Raw genomic sequence first — 22,017 nt, forward strand, 5'->3', positions numbered from 1 at the left:
GTCTTTGAGAATCAGGTTCACGTCAGGGGTTGTGGCGTCCAGCACGCGCAGGACCAAGGTACCAATCGGGGTATTCATGACGTGACTTCCTTTGTCAGCTGAGCAGCAAGACGCTCTGCCAAATCTTCTGTATTGGATTGTTGGCGAACGAAGCGTTCGACCTTGTGGCGCAAGTTACTTTCGGGGAAGGCGAAGAACAGTTCCGGGCAGTCCTCTCCCAGCCACTGCATCAGGTTGTCGACGACGGTGGTGTGGTCTTTTTCCGCCAAGCTTTCGAGCAACTTCTGCGGCACTTCCCACCACGGCCATTCCTTAGCTGGCGGAACGGCCCTCGACCCCACTTCCAGGCTCTGGCCATTGATCAGATACCGATCAAACACCGGCAATATCTCACCCGCGCCTGCACCCAGCCCTTCAAGAGTCGGGTAGATATGCCGCCCATCCCAGAAACGGAAAAACACTTCGGTCCCATCGGGCATGCGCACCTGAGTCAGGCTGCGAAGGTGTTCGAACACCATGTTCGGCTCACTGGTGGATACCGCCAACCAACCCCAGTCCTGAGCATCGGTTTCGGCAATCCATCGCAGAAAGCCGGCATTGGGTTTCACCTCGGCAAGGTAGGGCATGACGGGCTGCCAATCGGCATAAGGCGTGCCGCTCCAGATCGGGATCAGTTCCGGCGCCATTTGTTGCTGGTAGAAGGCCTTCAGTGGCTCGGCATCACTGGCCGCACTAACAATCAAGTACAACCGCTCACCCGTCTGCAACGGCCGTTCAGCCAGCCACGCCTGTGGAGTCATCAGATCAGATCGCACAAGCACCTGCCTTGCACTTCTCGCACTCTTCACAGAACGGCGCGTTGCGTTTCAGGGTGTTGATCTGCGCCGGCGTCAGTACCGCGCCAGCCTTGTCGGCATCAGCCTGTTTCAGCGCGCCGGGCATCAGCGGTGCCGCCCCGGTTCCGCTGCCGGGGCTGCCGCCGGAGTTCATGTTGATCACCGGTCCGCTCAGCGTCACGCCGCTGGCGTCGATCTTGATGAAGCTGCCGCCGCCCTTGAGGGTGAGTTCGCTGCCGGCTTCGAGCACGACTTTCATGCCGCTGCTCAGGTGGATTTCCTGGCCGGCTTCGATGAATTGGCCGGTGCCGACCTTGATGTGCTGGTTGACGCCCACGGTGAGGTGGTCGTTGGCGCGGGCTTCGACTTTGCGATCGGCATAGACGGTGTGGTGTTCTTCGGCCTTGAATTCGCTGTAGCTGTTTTGCTCAACGGTGTCGTGGCGTTCGTTGCCGACGCGGATTTTCTGGTCGTGCTCGACGTTTTCGTCCCAGTCGCGCTGGGCGTGCAGGAAGATCTGCTCCTGGCCCTTTTTGTCTTCGATACGCAGCTCGTTAAATCCGCCGCCGCCCGGAGAGCTCAGGGTTTTGAAGGTGCTGCGGGTCTTGTTCGCCGGCAGGGCGTACGGGACGACGTTTTCCTTGTGGTRCAGGCAGCCGCTGATTAGCGGTTGGTCGGGGTCACCTTCGAGGAAGCTGACCAGCACTTCCATGCCGATGCGTGGAATGGCGATGCCGCCGTAATGGGCGCCGGCCCAGGCGGAGGAGACGCGCAGCCAGCAGCTGGTCTTGTCGTCGGCCTGACCTTCGCGGTCCCAATGGAATTGCACTTTGACGCGGCCGTATTGGTCGCAGTGGATCTCTTCACCCTTGGGGCCGGTAACTACGGCGCTCTGGCTGCCGAGGATCCGTGGCTTGGGGTGGTTCAGCGGCGGGCGGTTCGGCACGTCCCAGGGGGTGGCCTGGAAGCGGTTGCGGTAGCCCTGGTGGAAATCGTCTTTCAGATTGGTGGTGTTGCTGGTCACCGACTCTTCCAGCACTTGCGGCTGTTTGCCTTCGTGGAGGATTTCGGTGAGCAGCCACAGGTCGTTCCACTTGGCTTTCGGGTGTTGGGTCAGGGCCAGGAAGTGGCCGCTGACCAGCAACGGCTGATCGCTGCGGCCTTCGGCCAACTGGAAGTCGCTGCGGTGACGCTCGAGGGCGCGTTTGGCCAGGTGCTTGCCGCGTTCGCGGTCGATGAAGCGGCCGGGGTAGTCGTAGTCTTCGAGGTCGGGCAGGGCGTCGCCACGGTTCTCGCTTTCCAGTTTCAGGCGCGGTTTTTCGAAGTCGTAATCGCGGCGGGTGGTGCGGCTGGTGCGGGTTTCCAGGCGCAGGTCGAAGCGCTTGATTACCGGGTCGTTGGCGACCATGCCGGAGTCTTGCTGGTAGGCCACGGGCGCGAGTTTCGGGAACACCGTCTGGTCATCGCCGAACACCAGCTTGTGGGCCGTGGCGCTGTGCTGGAAGTGGTAATGGATACCTTCTTCCTCGCACAGGCGCTGGATGAACTGCAGGTCCGATTCATCGTATTGAACGCAGTAAATGCGCTCGGGATAAATCGCCCCGACTTTGAATTCGTAGGCATTGCCTTGGATGCCGTGTTCTTCGAGGACCATGCCGATGATTTTCGGCACGGTGAGGTTCTGGAAGATGCGTTGGTTGATGCGGTGCGCCAGGTAGGACAGCTGCGGGCGCAGGGTCACAGCGTAGCGGGTCAGGCGTTTGCCCGAATCGCCCTGGGCGGCGCGGTAGATCTGGCCATGAATGCCGCTGCCGTCAGGCGAGAGCTGCAAGAAGGCCGGTTTGTGCAATAGCGTTTCGAGGTCCAGGGACGGCTGCTCGCTGACCAGCTCCACCTCAAACACAAAAGGCTGGCTGATGGCTTCCCGACCTTGCAGGGCAAGGACCTGGAGATCGTTTTCCAGACCTTCGACAGTCAGGGCAAAGTGAGTCTGATTGGCCGGCGCGAACATCCCTTGTTCCTCGTGCAGTGCTGCGGCGCGCGTTGACACCCGAAAGCCGGATCAACGGACGCGAAAATTCTTGGAGGGCGCAAATGACATCGACCAGCAGAGCTGGCCGATGTTTGGAACCGTCAGCCGCGATTAAGCGACTGGAACACGCCAGTCATCGGAACCCGAAGTACCGGATACTTCGTGGGTCCAGGTGATTTTGCGGTAGGTGAATTGCACTTCTTCCAGGTGCGTGAAGTGCGAGTTCGACGGATCCTGGCAGTTGTGCATTTTGTTGTTGATGGCGACGATGATCGCGTCTTCCAGTTTGGTGGTGTAGTAGTGCTCTTGGGTACCTTGAGCCGAAGTGCGGTACCACTGGATAACGATTTCGCTCATGCGCTCGCCGGAAGTCAGGGCGGCTTGCAGCAGTGGCGAAGACTTGTCGTAGACCTTGGTGATCACGACTGGCTTGTGTACACGCTGACCGGTCGGTTGGCCGGACTGTGGGTCACGCGGGATGATCACGTCGTGGCTGAACGCCTGAACCATGACCTGGTCTTCGTGACCTTCCTGGTAGGTGTTGCCAACGGAGTCGGCGGTGAAGGCGCCGGCAGTGATCAGGCCTTGTTTTTCGCCGGTAACGGACATGTACGCTGGTGTAGCCATGGATGTGCTCCTTGCTAAAAGTTAGGGTGCCCGGGAGGCGGTATCGCCCGGTGGGTGCCTGACTGTTATCAAGGAGCGTGCCATAAATGTTTTTTGTCATATAAATCAGGTGGTTGAGGATATTTTTTAAACGTGGAGAGGTTGTTCGGCAGAGATCACCTGAAAAAATGCGCAACTTCTTGCGCAGTGGTGCGCAAGAAGTTGCGCACTCGGCTGGAGGGCTTGATCCACCTGGCGTTCAGCGATGTTGAGGTGTATTTGGGACGAATAACTGCGCAAGAAGTTGCGCATCAAGGCTACGAGCGATCATCCCGATAGACCCAGCCGTCTGTCCGGGCAATTCCAGTGGCGATGGAATTTTTTTCCGGACCTGTCGCTCTGCTGATGTAGAGACGTGCCGATTCAACGTCCGCCAGCGAGCACCCGGTAAGCCATGAACAAGACCCTGGACGATTACAACCGCATGCGTGACTTTGTGGCGACTCCGGAACCGGCCGCCGCCAAGCGTTCGGGCAAAAAAGCGGTGAAGGATCACGCGCTGCAATTCTGCATTCAGAAACATGACGCCTCGCAGCTGCACTATGACTTTCGCCTGGAGCTCGATGGCGCGCTGAAAAGTTGGGCCGTGCCGAAAGGCCCGTCGCTGGACCCCAAGGTCAAGCGACTGGCAATCCACGTCGAAGACCATCCGCTCGATTACGCCACGTTTGAGGGCACCATTCCCGAAGGGCATTACGGCGCCGGCGAGGTGATCGTTTGGGACCGTGGGGTATGGATTCCCCAGGACGACCCGGCCAAGGCGTACGCCAAGGGCCGGCTGAAATTCGAGTTGCAAGGGGAGAAGCTCGGCGGCCTGTGGAACCTCGTGCGCACGCACATGCCGGGCAAGCAGGAGCAATGGTTTCTGATCAAGCATCAGGACGGCGCGGCCAGGCCCGAAAGCGATTACGACGTGGTCGCCGCCGAGCCCGACAGCGTACTAAGCGATCGCACCATTGTCGCCAAATCGAAACCCAGTCCCGTAAAAAAGCCAGCGGCGAGGGCGCGCAGAGAGCGTTCATCACAGCTGAAAGGCGCTCGTAAAGCCAGACTGCCGGAGCTGCTCAAACCCGAATTGGCGACACTGGTGGAGTCCGCGCCGGACGGCGAATGGAGCTATGAGATCAAGTTCGACGGCTACCGGGTCATGGCGCGCATCGACCACGATGAGGTCAAACTCTTCACCCGCAACGGTCACGACTGGACTCACAAATTGCCGGAGCAGGCTGCAGCGCTAGCGGCGTTGGGCCTGGAATCGGCCTGGCTCGACGGCGAAATGGTGGTGGCGGACGAGCAGGGTGTTCCGGATTTTCAGGCGCTGCAAAACGCCTTCGATGCCGGTCGTAGTGCCAGCATCGTTTACTACCTGTTCGATTTGCCTTACCTCAACGGCGTGGACCTGCGCGAAGTTCCTGTCGAAGCGCGCAGGGCGGCGCTGGCGACTGTGCTCAAGCCCAATGAAAACCCTCTGTTGCGGTTCTCCGACACGTTCAACGAGTCCCCGGAGGCGTTACTCGACAGCGTCTGCAAAATGCACATGGAAGGGTTGATTGGCAAACGCCTGGGCTCGCCTTACGTGTCCCGGCGCAGCGGTGACTGGATCAAACTAAAGTGCAAGCATCGGCAGGAATTCATCGTGGTCGGCTTCACCGATCCCAAAGGCTCGCGCAGTGCCTTTGGCGCGTTGCTGCTGGGGCTGCACGACCGTGACAGCGGGGAATTGCGCTATGCGGGCAAGGTCGGCACCGGATTCAGCGAGGCGAGCCTCAAGCGTCTTTACGAACAACTGAAACCGCTGCAGGCGAAAAAGCCTCCGGTGGTGAACCCGCCCACCGGTGTTGAAGCCAAGGGTGTGCATTGGCTCAAACCCGTTCTGCTGGCGGAAGTGGCGTTTGCCGAGATGACCAAGGACGGCTCGGTGCGCCAGGCCGTGTTCCATGGGCTGCGCGAGGACAAGCCTGCCACCGACATCACCGAGGAGCGTCCGACAACCGTGAAAACCTCAACCACTAAAACTAAAACCTCCCAAGCGACACCGTCACAAGTCGGCCTGGAGCAGGGCAAGGTGCGCATCACGCATCCGGATCGGGTGATCGATGCCAGCAGCGGCACCACCAAGATGCAATTGGCGGAGTATTACGCCAGCGTCGCCGAGTGGATTCTGCCGCAACTCAAGGACCGGCCGGTGGCGCTGGTGCGCGCACCGGACGGTATCACCGGCGAACTGTTCTTTCAGAAGAACGCCGAGAATCTGGCCATACCCGGCATTATCACTCTGGACAAGGCACTGACCGGCCAACCGATGATGGTTATCAACAATGTCGAGGCCCTGATTGGCGCAGTGCAGATGAGTACCGTGGAGCTGCACACCTGGAACGCCACGTCGGTCGATCTGGACAAACCCGACCGCTTCGTCCTCGACCTCGACCCGGATCCGGCGTTGCCCTGGAAGAGCATGGTCGAAGCGACCCGGCTGATCCTCACGGTGCTGGATGAGCTGGGGCTCAAGGCGTTTCTCAAGACCAGCGGCGGCAAGGGGATTCACCTGGTCGTACCGCTGACCCGCAAACACGGTTGGGACGAGGTCAAGGACTTCAGCCATGCGATTGTCAGTCACATGGCCAAGCTGCTGCCGGAACGATTTTCCGCAGTGTCGGGGCCGAAAAACCGGGTTGGGCGCATCTTCATCGATTACCTGCGCAACGGTCTCGGCGCCACCACGATCTGCGCTTATGCCGTACGCAGCCGCGAAGGGTTGCCAGTGTCGGTACCGATCTTTCGCGAAGAAGTGGCTGAGCTCAAGGGCGCCAATCAATGGAACCTGCACACCGTGCATGAGCGCCTGGCCGAGGTGGGCGATGAACCCTGGGCCGAGCTGAAGAAAACCCGGCAGACGATTACCGCCGAGATGCGGCGACGGATCGGGATGTAGGAGCCAGGCTTGCCGGCGAAGGCGTCCTTAAGAGCGCCTTCGCCCATTCCAGCACCCACTTCTGAATCGCCACTGGATCACTGGCCTCGGCAATGCCCACGCCGCTGGAGCCGCCGACRGCATGCCAGCGCCCCAGCATTTTGACGCCTGCGGGTGGGGCGCCACCGGTCTTGAGAAAACGTTCGATCGCGCTGTTACGTTGCTGCGGACTGATGGACCAACGGACCATGAATAACATCTGCCACCTCCTGCTACGGACTGGCACCTTTGATCTTTGCGTTCCTGGCTGGCGCCGGGGCCACGGTCACGCCTGAGTTTCCAGCGACGTCCTGGCTGGCCTGAAACCTGTTCTCCCATGAGAAGGCATAGCAGCGGACCGTGCCGTGCGTACGACCGCTGATCCTGTTTCAGGGCATTCGAACGAACGTATCGGGATAACGGTGCAAGCCATCAGGCATCACGCAACAAGTCGTTGGCATTGAGCAGCTCGTAGGCAACTTCCGGGTGCTTCTCCAGTCCTCGGCGAATGGCTGCCGGGATCGACTGACGGGTTTTGCGGCACAGGCCCGGCAGTTCGCCCAAGGTGATATTGATACCGCGCATGGTGCGCACTTCATTGACGCCCGGAGCGATCTCCACGCGCAGACCCAACTGCTCATACATTCGCCGTTGCAGACGCTCCAGGTCGCTCAGGCTCTGGAGGTTTTCCAGGCGTTCGATCAGGCGTTTCTCTTCCGACTGGGTCAGGCTCAGGATGCGCAGGTCCGTGCCGGGGGTTTCCAACAGCTGCTCACGTTCGCAGATGCAAGCACCGGGAGGGCAGGGTTGGCGGATCGGAAGAGAGGTCGTCATGGGGTTCAATCATAGAGCGCTATGATCGGGTTTGCCCATGGGGTTGTTGTGGCGTTGAGAGTGGTGTTTTCCGTCGATGCAACACGCCGCCTGTTTGCACAGTGTCTAGTGTGTTGCATCGACCGGTTGAATCTATTTTATCTGCACAATCACCGGACCTTCCGTCACGATCGGCGGTTTCACTTGAATATGCGAAGCATTTTTCTGAATCCATTCGCGCGCCACTTTCAAGCTTGCATCGGTGCCGGTCTTGTCTTTGCAAACCGTCACTGCCGTGCCGCCATCACCCGTGTTGAGCAGTGTGTAGCTTTCGATGCCAGGCACTGTCCGCAGGGCCGCTTCGACATCGGCATTGCGCTTTTCCAGAAACTCGAAAAGCTCCTTTGCGCCAGCACCCAGGTAGGTTCTTATAACTGCATACATAGTCGTCTCCTTCGGGAGTACCGTCTTGATGCCAATCCAGATCCGCTGATGGCCGCCATCACTCCGGTATCAGTTCACCCCCGATTTATTCAGCTTAGCCAAACGTCGGTGACAAGCGACATGCCACGACCACCGGCCACTTTTGGCAGGCTAGCGACGGTTGGCGGCGACCGTCGCTGGGCGGATTTACACCTCTGTCGGTCCTCAGGGTCTTTACTTCTAGTCAGGCCCTGTATGTACAGAGAGGAGAGCACAATGAGCAACGAACAGGCGGCACCCGAAACACAAGGTGTGGCGGTGAAGTTACTGGCAACGGTTGATCTTGGCCCCGAGATCGAAGGCATGGCAGGGCGCCAGCTTAGAATGCGTATGGTGACCATCGAGCCTGGAGGCGTCTTCGGGCCGGTTCACAACCATAAAGACAGACCCGGCACCGTTTACATACTGCAAGGAACCATCACCGACCATCGAAATGGCGTCGCCACGGACTATGGGCCGGGCGTGGGTTGGCCCGAGGACAGGAACACCACGCACTGGCTTGAGAACCGGGGCACGATCGCTGCGGTGGAGATCTCGGTCGATATTGTCAGGCAGGAGTAAGTTCAGGTCAGACATCCAGCACGGTCGGAACTAGAGTCGATTCAATCCGCTAACGGGGCTCCATAATCCGTAGTACCGGGTGCCCGTCGATATCCTTGAGTGGAAAATACGAGCGGTGTGTCGCGGCATCCACGGCAACGACATGCGCACGCGGGCCTACGCTGCCATTGCCGATTTTCGTGACCACTGCCCCCTTGACGTGGAACATCGACACAATGCCAGCCTCTCCAGCGACATAAAGTGTGTTCAGCACTGGATCGAACGCAAGCACATCGGGGGCTCCCCCAGTATCGAACGCCTGGATAACCCGCATGGTGTGCATGTCCAGTACGAGGAGCTTGTCATTACCTTCGCACGCGATAAAGGCAAGCCGGTCACGCGGATTGATCAACAGGCCATGGTTGCCACGTGCCCCCGGCAGATCAATGCGCGCCACGATGTGGTCGGTCACGGGATCGATTTCGATAAGTTGCCGACGAGTCTGGATATTGACGAAGACGTGTCGTGATATGGGGTCATATTGTGTATTGCCGACTTCACCTCCCAGTGGAATCGTCGCAACACGAGTGTTCGTGTCCACGTCGATCACCGTTTCGGTCTCGCCGTTTTCGTTCGATACGTAAAGCTTGTGAAGGTCAGGCACATAAGCCATGCCGTCTGGATAGATGCCGCCCGGTATGCGACTGACAATTGCCAGGGTCGCTTCGTCTATCGCAACGATTTCGTTCGTACCCGTCGCCGAAGCGTAGACGCGTGACAACTCAGGAATAACGAGCACGCCGTGTACCGACGAGACGTTCGCAATGCGCCCGACAACGCGGGACTCGCGCATGTCAAAGGCGATAACTTCACCGTCACCAAGATGAGCGATGAACATCAGGTTGCGCTCTGGATCGTAGCCCTCGTAGTCGAGCCGAGTGGCGCCACCGGGCAATGGAATGTCGGCGACGTGCTTCAGTGGCAGGTCGTTAGCCGGCAACTCGTCGGCGGCCTGACAGTAGCGAAGGCTTGCGAAGTCCATGACGGCTAGCGCAGTCAGCAGGATCGCGAAGACTGGCAGAGTGAAACGTCGATTGTCTCGTATGTTCATGAGGTCTTCTTCTGCTCGGACAAGGCGGGTTCAACCGCCTCGCCCAAGTCTCAGCAATGCGCAGATCAGAATATGCAGTGTTTCACTGATCATGAGCCCAGTTCCGGGCTGGACCGCCGTGTGGACGCCTCTCACATCTGAGGAGGCCAATTATGCGACTCGCCCTGACATTCCTTGCACCAGGCATACAGGGCGTCATACAGGATCAAACCATGTGCCAGCATTTCGTGGTCATCGGCATAACTATGCGATAGTCCCAGCGAAATCGCATAGAGCCCAGCCGATTGCGGTGTCAGATCCAGGCGGGAGGTATCTGCTCCGCGCACGATTTTGGCCAACTGCTGCAAGGCAGGATCACTGAGGTGGTACTTGTTCAGGAACGCATCAAAGCTGCACAGCTCACCTACGTGGGAAAGCTCAACGCCCGGAATGTCATAAGGCGTTGCATCTTTCTCAGCGGCAATCTGCAAAACCTCTCTGCTGGGCACGTACAAGAACTCGGCCTCAGGGTCGATAAAACGGGTGATCAGCCAGGGACAGGCAATGCGATCAATTTTGGGTCGTTCACGGGTAATCCACCTCATGGAACACCTCCTGCCTAACTCAGTAGGCTGGGTGATCTGGCAGGCCCGGTGCCCGCCAGAAAATAGTTGATCATTGCGCGCTCTAGCGCAGTAAGTGCACAGTCAAACCAACGAGTGCGCAGGCCATCAATACTTGAATCACGCCGCGCTTGAAGCGGAACAAGGCAATCGCCGCCGCAATCGCGATCAGCGCGGAAGGCCAGTCCAGGTTGCCGCTGAACCCTTTGGGCCAAAGAACGTGATAGCCGAAGAAACACGCCAGATTGAGAATCACCCCAACCACAGCGGCAGTGATCCCGGTAAGCGGTGCGGTGAACTTGAGTTCATTGTGAGTCGACTCCACCAGCGGGCCACCTGCGAGGATGAACAGGAACGAAGGCAGGAAGGTGAACCAGGTCACCAGCGTGGCCGCGACGGCTCCGGCCAGAAACACCTGATCGGCGCCGAACACCTGCGAGACATAGGCGCCGACAAAGCCGACGAAAGCCACCACCATGATCAGCGGCCCCGGTGTGGTTTCCCCCAGCGCCAATCCGTCGATCATTTGTGTCGGTGTCAGCCAGCCATAATGACCGACCGCGCCTTGGTAGACGTAGGGAAGCACCGCATAGGCGCCGCCAAAGGTCAGCAATGCGGCCTTGGTAAAGAACCAGCCCATCTGAGTCAAGGTGCCGTCCCAGCCAAAGAGTACGGTCAAGACCCCCATCGGCAACGCCCACAACGCTGCGCCGATGAGTGCCAGCAGCGCCAGTTTCAACCAGCTGAACCGGGCATGCTCAGGGGACGGGGTGTCGTCATCGATCAATGCTGGGCCGAAGGACTTTTTGGCGGCGCTATGGCCCCCGGTCCTGAATTTCTCGGGCGCCAGGCGGCCTCCTGCATAACCGATTAACGCGGCTCCCAGCACGATCAGCGGGAACGGCACGTTGAACGCGAAGATCGCGGTAAATGACGCCGCCGCCATAGCCCACAGCCAGTTGTTCTTCAGCGCGCGCGAGCCGATTCGATGGGCCGCCTGCACGACGATGGCCGTCACGGCGGGCTTGATGCCATAGAAAAGCCCGGCCACCACCGGGACTTCGCCGAAGGCGATATACATCCAGGACAGCGCGATCAGGATGAACAGTGAGGGCAACACAAACAGCCCCCCGGCGATCACCCCACCCCAGGTTCGATGCATCAACCAACCGATATAGGTTGCTAGCTGCTGAGCCTCCGGCCCTGGCAACAGCATGCAATAGTTGAGGGCATGCAGAAACCGCCGCTCGGAAATCCAACGCCGCCGCTCTACCAACTCCTGGTGCATGATCGAGATCTGTCCTGCGGGCCCGCCAAAGCTAATGAATCCCAACTTCAGCCAGAACCAGAACGCCTCACGCAAACTGATCGGTTCAGGCCTCGACAGATCCTCTTCAACAGCTGATGGGGAAGCCTTAATCATTGGGATGTTCCTCTTTCACGAACTCGGCGAGCAGGCCGTCAAAGATGGCGCTGGCAGCAGCCAACAAGTGGTCGTCATGGGCAATGGTTTCGCGTAGCCCTGCCAGCACCCGTTCGATGCCGGCAGCCTCCACCGGCTGAATGCCACCGATATCGAGGTAATGCACCAGTGCAGCGATGCGGTTCAGGCCCGGCTCTTGAAGTTCAAAGCTGGCTTGCAGGGTTTCAAAGGTCACGCGATTGCCGACATGACTGAAAGTTGCGTCATCGAAGTCGAAACCCAATGCATCGGCTGGGCACTCCTGTGGAGTGTTCAGCCAAAGGATCTGAGCCTGCGGATCAATGAAGCGTCGAATCAACCAGGCGCAAGCCAGGCGGTCGATCCATGGGCGTTTACGCGTTGCCCAGACACGACATTGATAATCGCCAAGGCTCAGCGCCGTGATTGGCTGGTCGTGGCTATGCGGCTCATCCGCAGACAGCGCTCTGCTGACCGCTGTCTCAAGCTCCTGCAACGCCAAGTCGACCTGCTGCTTCGGCTTGCCTGAAAAGTAATCGATGCTGGTCAGCTGATCGTAGGCTTTACGCAGTTTGCGAATTTGCTTGGTGGTGACCAGCGCATTCTCGGCATTGAGCTGTGCCCGGCATGCTTCGATCTCGGCGCCTAGCTTGCTGTAATCATCGCTACGGTCGAACAGCTCAATAAAGCGTTCACCGTCAGGATCAACGACAGGCAGGACGTAGGCGGTGCCATTGATGGCCAGGATGTCGCGCTCGACAGACGTTAGCGCTTCTCGACAGGCAGCGGTATCCGGTAAAAGGTAGGCGCCATCGCGTAAGACCGCCGCTCCAGAGGCTTTTAGTGCGCGCCAGGCACGCATGCGTTCGGTGGCATTGGCAGTCGGCAGACCTAATATCAAAGCTAGCCAATTTTTCATGTAGCGTTTTCTACGATTTATGTAGGTCTTGCTACTTTATTCCTGATTCAGGCCATGGGGAAGCGCTCCTTCAGAAGTAGGGCGGCAAACGACCCTGAACGGTCATTCATTTTTGTTTTTCACCGTGCGAGCTAACAGGACCTGCCCATCCCAATACGCATCCGCCATTCCTTCGGTCCGGGAAACGAGCCGCCCATCGTCCAGAACGGCCGCTAGCATTCTGCGCGGTGTATTCGCATCGGGTTGTGTTGACGTTAACGTGACGAGGGCCAGGGGATGATAGAAACGCTCCTCGACAACCGAGCCAATCCACAGCGGCATAGTTCGCCCGTTTGTGAGCTCGATATCGACGATCCACAATCGAAGCACCAGGCGCGAACCGGCAGATCCATCATCGTTATACGTTCGAATGAGCGTCAGACTGGGAAGGCGACCACTGGCGAAAAGAGGGATGACCGGAAGATCGGCAGGGTCAGCCTGGACGGTAAACCAGTTCAGGGAATTCAACAGTGTCCATGCCGCTGAGGTGCGCCATCCGTTGCGCTGCAGGACATCTTGCAACTCCGGCAGACCACCGGCCCACTGAAACGTCAGTGGCTCATTCGTCTCGCCAGTGAGGTCGATACGCCGCACCGGCAGTTGCTGCCAATCCGACGTCCACCAATCGGTGGCAGCTAAGGTCAACGTTCCCACCTTGACGGCATAACGACTGCTGTCCGTCGTATGGTTACGATAGATATTGAAGCCGCCGGCGAGCAGAAGTGTCACACATCCGAGGGCGAGCAGCCCCGCTGAGCCAATGTGCTCGGCCTGCCGCCGCAGGTAGAAGAGGCTGAGTAGCGCCAGCCAAGCGGATCCGAATGCCAGCCCCCCGAGCACGTCGGAAAGCCAATGTGCCCCGAGGTAGAGGTGCGAGAATGCAATCAGAAATATCAGGGTGGCTGCGCCAGGAGCGACCACGAGGCGCCGTGCCGGGCGGGTATCACGCGCGATAAGGAAGGCGAGAAAACCGTATAGCACGACATTGATCGTGCTGTGGCCGCTGGGGAAGGAAAAGGCACTCCACCCGGAATAGAGAGGTTCCGCAGGGAGAGCTCGATACAGCGCTACCTTGATGACTATGGTGAGCCCCGAAGCGCCGGCAATCGCAATCAGCCAATAGGCAGCCGTACGCCAGGCGCGTTTCCACATGAGCCACAGCAAGACAACAATCGTGACCGCCAGCACGACCTTGGTGTCGCCGAGTTCCGTGATGGCGATCATCACCGCATCGCCCGGTGCAGTGCGAAGATCCTGGAGCGCGCGGTATATCGCGCTATCTGCAAGCAGCAACGGGTCACCGTTGATGATGTCCTCAAGGACACCGAAGAAAAGCCACGCGGCACCGACGAGCAGGACCGTCGACAGTGCGAGAGCCCGTGCTTCGGGCCGTGAAGGATCGAGGAAGTGAGTGAGACTGCGGCTCAGCCAGGTGTCGTGGGCGCCGGTCCAGCCCCGCAACCGCTGCACTGCGACGATGAAGTAGGGGATGCCGCGATGCAGCGCCCAGCGCACGATATGCAGGACCACCCAGCCCACCGCGACTAGAACGGTCAGCAAGATCGCGAGCGGCTTTGCAGCTGCACCGAGAATGCTGAACGTCGCGCCGACGAGCACGCCGGGCAGGATATGCGACGGAGCCCAGGCGAGCGCCGACACGACATTGACGGCATAGAACCGACTGACCGCCATTCCCAGCGTGCCGGCGAGGAGCGGAACGAAGGCGCGGACGCCCGGTGTGAAGCGCGCGAAAAAGATACTTTTATCGCGATGACGGTTGAAAAAGGCTTCGCTGCGCTGAATCAGCTCAGGATGCCGGTTCAGTGGCCAGAGGCCAAGAATCTCGCGGCGGTATCGGTGCCCGARCCAGAACGAAAGACCATCCCCCGCAATGGCGCCTGACGTGGCGGCGATCAGCAACGGCCAGAGCAATAACACGCCGCTCGGCACCAGGGTGCTGAGCGCAAGAATCACGGCGGTGCCGGGAACGACGACACCGATGATCGGGATTGACTCGGAAAGTGCCAAGAGAAACACGGCCAGATACACGATATGCGGGTGCGCCGTGAGTAACTCGATGATCGATGAGACCAAGGACGTCATATTTCGCGGCTACCTATGGAGGACCAGTGGGGCGGCGATCGACACGGGTGTCTGCAATTCCCGTCTGCACAATCAGTTTGCACAACAGACTAAGCATAGCTACTCATTAACTATCGCTTCGCCCAGCGGCTGTTTTTGGTCCAGCGTCGAGACTCTCGGGGTCTGTGATGGAGAGCAGCAGACGGCAGGATTGCCTGGCCCTTTGAACTCAAGGATGTCGAGGAGGTTCTGATTGGGCCACGCTGGCCCTTAGCGCTCTGGCTACCTTGGCTTGAATCTCGTAAGCAGGCGCCTCGACGGCTGTGTAATCACGGGTATAGCGAGTGGAAAACTCCCGAACTCCCCATTGCTGGTACTGCTGCACGTGCTTCAATTCATGCGCCCACAGCGCGACATTGTTAAGGGCATCATCGGCACTGCGAAAGACGATGATGTCTATCAGGGTGACCGCAGTGACATCGGGATTCTGCAACATGGTGTTTGCGGCGTTCAGCTCCTCATCATCGCCTACCTTGTAGCGGGCCGAATCAAGCACTTGAATGTCATAGTAGGGTTCGAGTTGGGCCCGGATATTCAGCGGGATTGTCCGAATATCGCCAGTTGCCGCGGTGTCGCGCGATTGCACGATCCAACTCTGTAATCCAGTGGAAGCTATTTGGCTCATGTTCTCAAAAATCGACCCGGTCTCCTCTTTGGAGCCCGGAGCACAAAAACAAGTAACCACGCAGACTTCGTACTGCCCTTTTGGGCAGGCGTAAGCAGAAAACGAAGTGCCAACGGAAAAGAGCAGTACCGATAACCGGAAAACTTGACGCAAAAAGACAGCTGACAATTGGTTCTCCCAGAGGTAGTGGCAGTCGGCAGGTGATGCTTCTGGTAGCTCGCACCTGGTGTTCAACCGCGCGTTGGACCGTTGCGGCCACCGTTTGTTGCCTTCAGAGCCCACAGCTTTTTCAGGCCAGCACCGACCAAGTGCTGGCTGCAAGTACCGCACGCGCCACATCGCTTGGATCGGCCACTTGACGATATCCTGCTACGGGCGGCGTTACCCGACTCTGTGCCGGCGCATTCAAACGCCAGTTCGGCACGTCACCCGGCACTTGGCGCAGACAATCAGCATGAGAAGATCCGGAGCCGATGGAGACTCACTCAGCCGCATTCGGCATGCCATGATCTATACTCGCTCGTTAGTTGAATTCCTCATGCCTAGAAGTTTGCCGTTGGGCGGATTGATCTCTTCCTTCAGGAGAGTTTCGTATGCCAGATGACGCCAATTTTGAAGCGCCCGTCGCGCCCGTCGCGCCCGTCGCGCCCGATGTAAGCGGTGTAACGGACTTGCCCCCGGAAATGATTCAACAGTTGAAGGTGCGATTGACAGACGCGGCCAAGTTGCATGATGTCTTGGCCGATCCGATCATGTTTAACGGCGGCACTATCCTGGTGTTGCTGTTGACGACACTGGCGACGCTGTTACCCGCTACAAACTTTACTTGGGTGGCACCTTTGTGTTCTGCGCTCGCCGGGTTGTTCGTCGCAATGGAGCGAGCCCTCGGATTCGGTGCCCGTTGGCGTTATCACCGTGAAATGCGTTTTGCCTATGAATCAATTATCGACATGCTGGATTTTCTTCCGGTAATTCCCGCCTCCGAGCGCCCGAAATATATCCGCGATATCTTTTCGGCATTGTATGCGGTTCGATCTCGGGAGTCGGCGATCCCGAATGCAGGGACTAATTCGGCACCTACTTGATTACGATTCCAGACTACCTGCTTCGCTGCGGCTCAACCGGGGGGGCTTCAGTCGGCTTCATATCTTTTAGGCGTCGGTTAGCCACGACGTTATAAATGGCTGCTTTGCGATTCACCGCACCAGTTGCTCCAGCAACTCAGGCGTCACGTAGTGCGGTCCGTCGAACAGGTAGAGCGGATAACCGTCATAGGCCGYGAGTTGCGGTTTGAGTTCGGCCGCGGTCGCGGAGCGGAATCCGCCGCCGAAGTTGGGGCGAAAGGCTTCGACGATGATTCGCACACGGTCCTTGCCCAGGCGCTGGCGCATGGCGTCGGCGTAGGTTCGGGCCACCGGTGCGGTGCGGGCGTAGACGCCGACGCCATCCTGGAAGAACACGCCGATGTCATCCGGCAGCCATTGCTTGAGCCAATCGGCGGTGGCGGCGGGGCCGATGTTGGCGCCGTCGTAAACACTGATCCATAACGGTCGCGGCAGCTTGGCCAGCAGGGCGGGCAGTTCTTTGGCGCGGGTCCAGCTGGGGTCGACTTCGGCCGGGAAATACCAGCCGGTGACGTGTAGCGGCGTAGGCAATTTGGCGATGCGTTCCGAGACAGCGGCCAGTTGCTCGATGTTGTCCCGTGAGCGGTTCTCGCTGAAGTAACCGGCCAGCCCGAGAATGACATCCTGCGCCCAGGGCGCCTTGGCGATACGGGTCCAGTCAGGCAACACCGGCACGGTGGGCAGGCCGGTACCGGGAGCGAATGCCTGATCGTCGACGACGGTCCATTGCACCAGCAGCTCATGGGCGCCGAGTTTTTCCCAGTGGCCGTTGATGCCGACGGTCTTGTTGTCCGGCTGCCAGACGATGCCGACAATCCCCGGGTCAAGAGCCTTGGTGTGTGTCACGTAGAGCATGCCGGAACCTGCGCCGAGGGTAGCGATAAGCAACAGGGCGACAACGGTCGCGCGACTGGCGGTGTAGCCAAAGATTTTCACAGGGCTGCCTTTTTCAGGGGCGGGGGATATGCCCACGTCGAGGGCAGGTTAAACCCCAGGCACAAATAAACTCGAACGTTCATACCAGTCCTCAATAGGAATACGTCAGGCGAGCGAACACGCCTTGAGCGCGGTCATCGCCCAGCACCTTCACGCGGTACTGCAGAGAAAAATCCACATAGGAGCGTGGGGCGTTGTAGGCATCTTCGCGGAACCAGTAACGGACGTTGTTGCCGACGCCGATGCCTGCGGCCTTACCGGATGATGAGCTCGTGCTGCCGTCGGTATCGGTCTCGCTGTTCATCTTTGAGTCATAGTCGAATGCGGCCACGACATGGGGGAAGCTCACCCAGTGTGAACCTGCGCCGCCGATGGCGTAACTGCGGCCGACCTGCCATTCGCTGTTGAAATAGTCACGCGAGTCATTGATGTAATGACCGCCTTCAGCGAACAACTGCGAGGTCCACCAGCTGGAGGTATCGACCCGCAAATCGGTCCCGATACTTGAGCTATAGCCCAGGCGCACCAGCCAGTCACCGTTGACGTCTGACGACCCCAAGGGGAACGTGCGCTCAACGGCGGCCATCACGTTCAGCGCCGTGAACGGCTTGACCCGCACACCAACAGCGCCTTGCAGGGCATCGATACCGCTAGCCGAATCGCTGTTCTTGCTCCATAGCGTGTCGGTGACGCGGCCGTAGAGTTCGACAAAACGTGCATTGCGATAGCCCAACGGGCGCCAGGACAGTTCGGTGCTGTTTTGCAGGCTGTCGTTGCTGTTACTGCCGCTACTCGGCGCTGAACTCAGACCGCTGCTGGAACTGTTGCCGCGATAACTGGTAGTGCTGATCAAGCCCCAGGTACGCGACACATCGGCCACCGCGCGACGGGTGTCGAAGAGCTGCTGCGGGGACATGTCGAGTTCACCGGCATTTTTTGCGTCGATGACTCGCTTGAAATAGGTGACGGCTTGCTCATCGTCATTGACCCGCATGGCGTTGTAGGCGGCATCCTGCGTTGCCGTCGGTGAGAGTCGGCTGCCAGCATCGGCCTTGCGAAACGATTCACGGGCGCGGTCATCGTCGCCGGCCTGGACCGACAAGTAGGCGATCTGCAGGTCGCTCATCGCTTCCAGTTCGCCGGTGTCCCGCGCCTGTTGCAGCCGTTCGCGCGCAGTTCTTCTCTGGCCGATGGCGGCATACAGACTGGCCTCTTCGTAAGCCGGCAAGCTGCCCAGGGCCAAGGCCCGGGTAAAATCCTGGCGTGCCCCGGTATCGTCCCCCGATTGTTGACGCAAGAAGCCGCGCTGGCTCAGCAGCCGGGCGTCATCGCCATTGGCCTTGAGGCCATCGCTGGCCGCCGCGATGGCTTCGGGCACATGCTTCTGGTCGGTCAGGGCTCCGACCAATAGGCGTCGATACGCCGGGTTGTGCGGCGCGCGGCCGACGGCTTGGTTCGCTTGGGCAACCGCCGTTTCGAAGTCCTTGCGGGCCAGGGCCGCATAGGCCTGGGCGGCGAGGTCGGTTCCGTCGTCGCGTTGGTTGCCAGGCCAGATATCACACACCAGGCCGAAGGCCGTTTCCTGACAGTTCAGGGCTGGAGCAGGGACGTGAGCGGCAGTGTTCAGATCCCCATTGTTTTTCTGCCGCAGCGCCACTCGTGCGGCGCTGCGTCGGCGGGCTATTTCGCCACCTTCATCGTCGACCAGTGGCTGCAAATCATCGAGCGCCTGCTGAGGCTCGCCATGGGCCAGTGCGGCGTCGGCGGCGAAGAAACGAATGTCGCGGACTTGCGCTTGCGGCAGGCCATCGATGGCGAGGGCCTGCTTCAGGTCAGTTTGAGCGGCTTGAGTCTTACCCTGCCGATCAAGGGCGTAGCTGCGCAGAATCCACGGTGCGATTTCCCCGTCATCCTGTGCCAATGCAGCGGACGCGGCTTGCTCGGCCCCAGGGTAATCGTTGGCGGCGAGCAGGGCGCTGATCAGCAGTTGCTGGTTGGCGCCGATTTCCGGGGCCCAGGCGACGGCTTTTCTGGCCTGATCCACGGCCAGCGGCACATGGCCTTGCTGCAGGGCGCGATAGCCCTGAACCGCCAGCGGCACCGCCAGTTGACGACGAATCGCTGTGCGCCGCATCAGCAACGCGTCGTCGTCCGGGAACATCGCAAGCGCCTGGGTGGTGGCTTGATCCGCTTCCTGCAGATGCGGTTGGCGCTGCAAGGACTCGATCAGCAGCAGTCGATAGTCCATGCGTTTAGGCGCCTGAGCGATGGCCTTGCGTGCGGCCTGGGCAGCAGCGCCGAAGTCATCGCGGTCATAGGCCTTGAAGGCCTGGGCAGCAGCACCGAAGCCCGGAGCCTGACGTGATTGCGGGTAGCGCCTGGGATGATCACGCAGGTCCTTGTCGCGCTGAGCCAGCACAATCAGCGTGTTCAAACGCTGGATGTCGGCGCGCTGACGTAGCGCTTCGCGAGCCTTGGCGATGGCCAGGTCATAGTCTTTGCGCTCGTAAGCGCTGTACGCCTCGTTGGCGGTGACATAGGCCGGACCGGTCAATGGCAATGGCAGCGTCTGGGCATGAGCAAACGCAGGTATCAGGCTCAGCCCCGTGGCCATGAGGGTCAGTAAGGGGCGATTCATGCAGGAAGCTCCGCAGGGTAGTGGCTGTGCTGACGTGCCACGGCTTTTTCGATGGTGGCGCGAGGCAGCACGCCGCTGTCGACCAGATAGTCGCCAATGCGGCCATGATGCTGCGGGCGGTACTGCAACATCGCGCGGCTGAACACATCGCGATCCAGCAGGCCCATTTCGATCAACAGGTCGCCCAGCAATGGCGCTCGGGCATCCGGCACGGATTGGCCTTCGCGCACGTTCAGTTGACGCAATTGCGCGACGATTTCGCTCTCCCGGGCAATCAGCTGCACCGGTTCGCTGCCCAGTTCGTCGCTGACCTGTTGCAGGCCTTCGGCCGGCAGTGGGCTGGCCACGGCGACTTGCGCACGGCCGTCGGCATTCAAGCCAAGCGGCACCACGCGCCAGCGCAGGGCGAATTCGTCGTCCAGGGTCTGGTTCGAGTCCCGCGCCTTGGCGGCCACATCGAACACCCGCGGCAAGTCGTTCTGAAAGGCGATGGCTTCCGCGAGCGTTTCGTCGTCCAGCCAGCCGTTGCTGAGCAAAATCCGCCCCAATGGCATGTGTCGGGTTTTCTGTTCGACGAGAGCATTTTGCAGGTCGGTTTCGTTGATCGCCTGCCAGGACAGCAACACGCTGCCCAGTTTGCGCGGTGCGGCAGCGACCAGGTCGGTGGACGGGAAGTCGTGCATGGTCTTGTCCCACACCAGTTTGCGGTTCAGCGCCTTGCCAACCAGGAACATGCGCCAGGCCCGTGACGCGGCCATGAAGTTGACGAAGTTGCCCACCACCATGCGCGGGATCGACAGCAAACCATGCTGCCAGCCGTATAGCACGGTGGTGAAATAGCAGCGATGCGCGATGCGCCAGGCCAGCGCGATACCGTTGGCCAGCAGCAGGTATTGGATAAAGCCGTTGGTTTCAAACGGCGTCGGGAAACTCACGTCCCACAGTCCGCTCTGGCGCAAAACAATCAGGCCCAGCAACTGCGCCAGAATCACGTAGGCGATGATGCTGACGAACGCCGTCACTACGCCTTTGCGGTCGCGAAACAGTAGATAACGGTTGGCCAGCGAGCCGCTCCAGCCCATTTGTTCCCAGCCTTGCAGCCCGATGCCCAATGTCCAGCGGGCCTTCTGGCGGAACGCGGTGCGGAAGGTGTCGGGAAAGAATTCGCGCACGCACAACGGCATCTTCAGGGTCGATTCGTAAGGCTTGCGAAACCATGATTTGCGCAGCACGCGAAACTGCACCGGGAAGCGCACGAAGATCGCATTCATACCGACCTTGGCCAGGCGTGCGCCGACGTCGTAGTCCTCGGTGAGGCTGTCGGTGTTGAATGGCTGGTTCTGGGTTTCCCCGGCCAACACTCGCAAGGCACGATGTGAAAAACAGGTGCCGACCCCGGCAGATGGCACGGTATCGGTCATGCTTTCTCGCACCACCAGATCCTTGCCATGCCATTCGGCGAATTCGTCCATGTAGGTGCCGGCCACCCATTCGTACCAGTTGCGCTCCAGCGAAACCACGGGCAACTGGATCATGTCCTTGCGCGGCAGCAAGTAGTTGAACAGGCGCAATTCCAGCGGGTGCAGCACGTCTTCGCTGTCGTGCAGCACGACGCCGGCGAAGGTCATGCCGTGGGTTTTCTCATGCAGGAAAATCGCCTGGATCACCCAGTTCAGACAGTCGGCCTTGCAGGTCGGCCCGGCATGCGGGACTTCCACGCGATGCAGCTGCTTGTAGCGCCGACGCATGCGCTCCACTTCATCGATGGTGCGTTGGTCGTTGATGTAGGTGCCGACGAAGACCACATAGTTCTGGTAGTCCAGGGTCGACACCATGTTCTCGATCATCGGCGCGATGACGTCGTATTCCAGCCAGGCCGGAACCATGATTGCCAGCGGTTGTTCATCCCGGGCCATCAGTTGCTCGGCGGTCAGCGGCCGGTACTTGCGACCCACGGTGAATTTGCGGAACAGGCGACGAGACCAGTACCACAGGTCAATGAACAGATCGTCCAGGCTGGAAATCAGAATCAGCACCGCGACCACGATGGTCGAGGTCTCCAGGAAGCTGTAGTAGTGGGCCAGCCAATAGGGCCAATAAAGCGACGTCATCGAGGGTTA

Annotated in this window: 18 protein-coding genes; 3 read left to right on the top strand and 15 right to left on the bottom strand. The window is 59.6% G+C overall.

The window, feature by feature from the left end; translation table 11 throughout:
• Positions 1 to 74: 74 nt before the first annotated feature.
• The 3 genes from AC1DIS_RS25810 to AC1DIS_RS25820 all read right to left on the bottom strand — a co-directional run bounded on the left by AC1DIS_RS25810 (position 75) and on the right by AC1DIS_RS25820 (position 3,495).
• On the bottom strand, positions 75 to 815 hold the full coding sequence (locus AC1DIS_RS25810) for a DUF4123 domain-containing protein (protein ID WP_477743679.1): 741 nt from the start codon (positions 813 to 815) through the stop codon (positions 75 to 77).
• Entirely contained in the window at positions 805 to 2,847 is a 2,043-nt protein-coding gene (locus tag AC1DIS_RS25815) for a type VI secretion system Vgr family protein (RefSeq protein ID WP_477781161.1), read from the bottom strand. Before AC1DIS_RS25815 ends, AC1DIS_RS25810 begins: the two co-directional genes overlap by 11 nt.
• A 132-nt stretch (positions 2,848 to 2,979) precedes the next feature.
• Positions 2,980 to 3,495: an Hcp family type VI secretion system effector gene (locus tag AC1DIS_RS25820; RefSeq protein ID WP_007900657.1), complete on the bottom strand. Its 516-nt coding sequence runs from the start codon at positions 3,493 to 3,495 to the stop codon at positions 2,980 to 2,982.
• Between the two features lie 433 nt (positions 3,496 to 3,928).
• On the opposite strand from AC1DIS_RS25820, the gene ligD reads away from it, so the two are divergent.
• Positions 3,929 to 6,466: a DNA ligase D gene (gene ligD, locus AC1DIS_RS25825; RefSeq protein ID WP_477743677.1), complete on the top strand. Its 2,538-nt coding sequence runs from the start codon at positions 3,929 to 3,931 to the stop codon at positions 6,464 to 6,466.
• Here the strand turns inward: ligD and AC1DIS_RS25830 are convergent.
• The 3 genes from AC1DIS_RS25830 to AC1DIS_RS25840 form a co-directional block, all read right to left on the bottom strand.
• On the bottom strand, positions 6,432 to 6,704 hold the full coding sequence (locus AC1DIS_RS25830; RefSeq protein ID WP_477781162.1) for a DUF3303 domain-containing protein: 273 nt from the start codon (positions 6,702 to 6,704) through the stop codon (positions 6,432 to 6,434). The two genes, ligD and AC1DIS_RS25830, sit on opposite strands and share 35 nt — an antisense overlap.
• A 212-nt stretch (positions 6,705 to 6,916) precedes the next feature.
• Complete coding sequence (locus AC1DIS_RS25835; protein ID WP_018925599.1) at positions 6,917 to 7,318, bottom strand: hypothetical protein; 402 nt, start codon at positions 7,316 to 7,318, stop codon at positions 6,917 to 6,919.
• Positions 7,319 to 7,450: 132 nt separating this feature from the next.
• Positions 7,451 to 7,741 (bottom strand): hypothetical protein, encoded by a 291-nt coding sequence (locus AC1DIS_RS25840; protein WP_111454026.1) that lies wholly within the window; start codon positions 7,739 to 7,741, stop codon positions 7,451 to 7,453.
• A 255-nt stretch (positions 7,742 to 7,996) separates the two neighbouring features.
• Between AC1DIS_RS25840 and AC1DIS_RS25845 the strand changes: the two genes are divergently transcribed.
• The gene (locus AC1DIS_RS25845; protein WP_018925601.1) at positions 7,997 to 8,341 is read left to right on the top strand and encodes a cupin domain-containing protein; all 345 of its coding nucleotides are present in this window, start codon (positions 7,997 to 7,999) and stop codon (positions 8,339 to 8,341) included.
• A 49-nt stretch (positions 8,342 to 8,390) separates the two neighbouring features.
• On the opposite strand, the gene AC1DIS_RS25850 is transcribed toward AC1DIS_RS25845, so the two are convergent.
• From AC1DIS_RS25850 to AC1DIS_RS25875, 6 genes are all read right to left on the bottom strand, one after another.
• Positions 8,391 to 9,431, bottom strand: a complete 1,041-nt coding sequence (locus tag AC1DIS_RS25850) for a YncE family protein (RefSeq protein ID WP_477743676.1) — start codon at positions 9,429 to 9,431, stop codon at positions 8,391 to 8,393.
• 131 nt (positions 9,432 to 9,562) lie between these two features.
• Positions 9,563 to 10,015: a chromate resistance protein ChrB domain-containing protein gene (locus tag AC1DIS_RS25855; protein WP_086944954.1), complete on the bottom strand. Its 453-nt coding sequence runs from the start codon at positions 10,013 to 10,015 to the stop codon at positions 9,563 to 9,565.
• An 82-nt stretch (positions 10,016 to 10,097) separates the two neighbouring features.
• Positions 10,098 to 11,456: a chromate efflux transporter gene (gene chrA / locus AC1DIS_RS25860; RefSeq protein WP_477743675.1), complete on the bottom strand. Its 1,359-nt coding sequence runs from the start codon at positions 11,454 to 11,456 to the stop codon at positions 10,098 to 10,100.
• Positions 11,449 to 12,393 carry a chromate resistance protein ChrB domain-containing protein gene (locus tag AC1DIS_RS25865; RefSeq protein WP_477743674.1) on the bottom strand — a complete coding sequence of 315 codons (945 nt, stop codon included), beginning with the start codon at positions 12,391 to 12,393 and terminating at the stop codon, positions 11,449 to 11,451. The genes chrA and AC1DIS_RS25865 overlap by 8 nt, the downstream gene beginning before the upstream one ends.
• Before the next feature lie 102 nt (positions 12,394 to 12,495).
• Positions 12,496 to 14,535, bottom strand: a complete 2,040-nt coding sequence (locus tag AC1DIS_RS25870; protein ID WP_477781163.1) for a bifunctional DedA family/phosphatase PAP2 family protein — start codon at positions 14,533 to 14,535, stop codon at positions 12,496 to 12,498.
• A gap of 208 nt (positions 14,536 to 14,743) precedes the next feature.
• Positions 14,744 to 15,367: an eCIS core domain-containing protein gene (locus AC1DIS_RS25875; protein WP_477743672.1), complete on the bottom strand. Its 624-nt coding sequence runs from the start codon at positions 15,365 to 15,367 to the stop codon at positions 14,744 to 14,746.
• Positions 15,368 to 15,792: 425 nt separating this feature from the next.
• Here AC1DIS_RS25875 and AC1DIS_RS25880 point away from each other — a divergent pair, with 425 nt between their 5' ends.
• Complete coding sequence (locus AC1DIS_RS25880) at positions 15,793 to 16,284, top strand: hypothetical protein (protein WP_477743671.1); 492 nt, start codon at positions 15,793 to 15,795, stop codon at positions 16,282 to 16,284.
• A 111-nt stretch (positions 16,285 to 16,395) separates the two neighbouring features.
• Here the strand turns inward: AC1DIS_RS25880 and AC1DIS_RS25885 are convergent, their stop codons facing one another.
• The 3 genes from AC1DIS_RS25885 to AC1DIS_RS25895 all read right to left on the bottom strand — a co-directional run bounded on the left by AC1DIS_RS25885 (position 16,396) and on the right by AC1DIS_RS25895 (position 22,008).
• Positions 16,396 to 17,178: an alpha-amylase family protein gene (locus tag AC1DIS_RS25885; RefSeq protein ID WP_477781165.1), complete on the bottom strand. Its 783-nt coding sequence runs from the start codon at positions 17,176 to 17,178 to the stop codon at positions 16,396 to 16,398.
• Positions 17,179 to 17,350: 172 nt separating this feature from the next.
• A complete protein-coding gene (locus AC1DIS_RS25890; RefSeq protein WP_477743670.1) occupies positions 17,351 to 19,897 on the bottom strand; it encodes an NfrA family protein in 2,547 nt (848 codons plus the stop codon).
• Entirely contained in the window at positions 19,894 to 22,008 is a 2,115-nt protein-coding gene (locus AC1DIS_RS25895; RefSeq protein ID WP_477743669.1) for a glycosyl transferase family protein, read from the bottom strand. Before AC1DIS_RS25895 ends, AC1DIS_RS25890 begins: the two co-directional genes overlap by 4 nt.
• Between the last annotated feature and the right edge of the window lie 9 nt (positions 22,009 to 22,017).

Source organism: Pseudomonas sp. 05N433, from assembly GCF_056396925.1.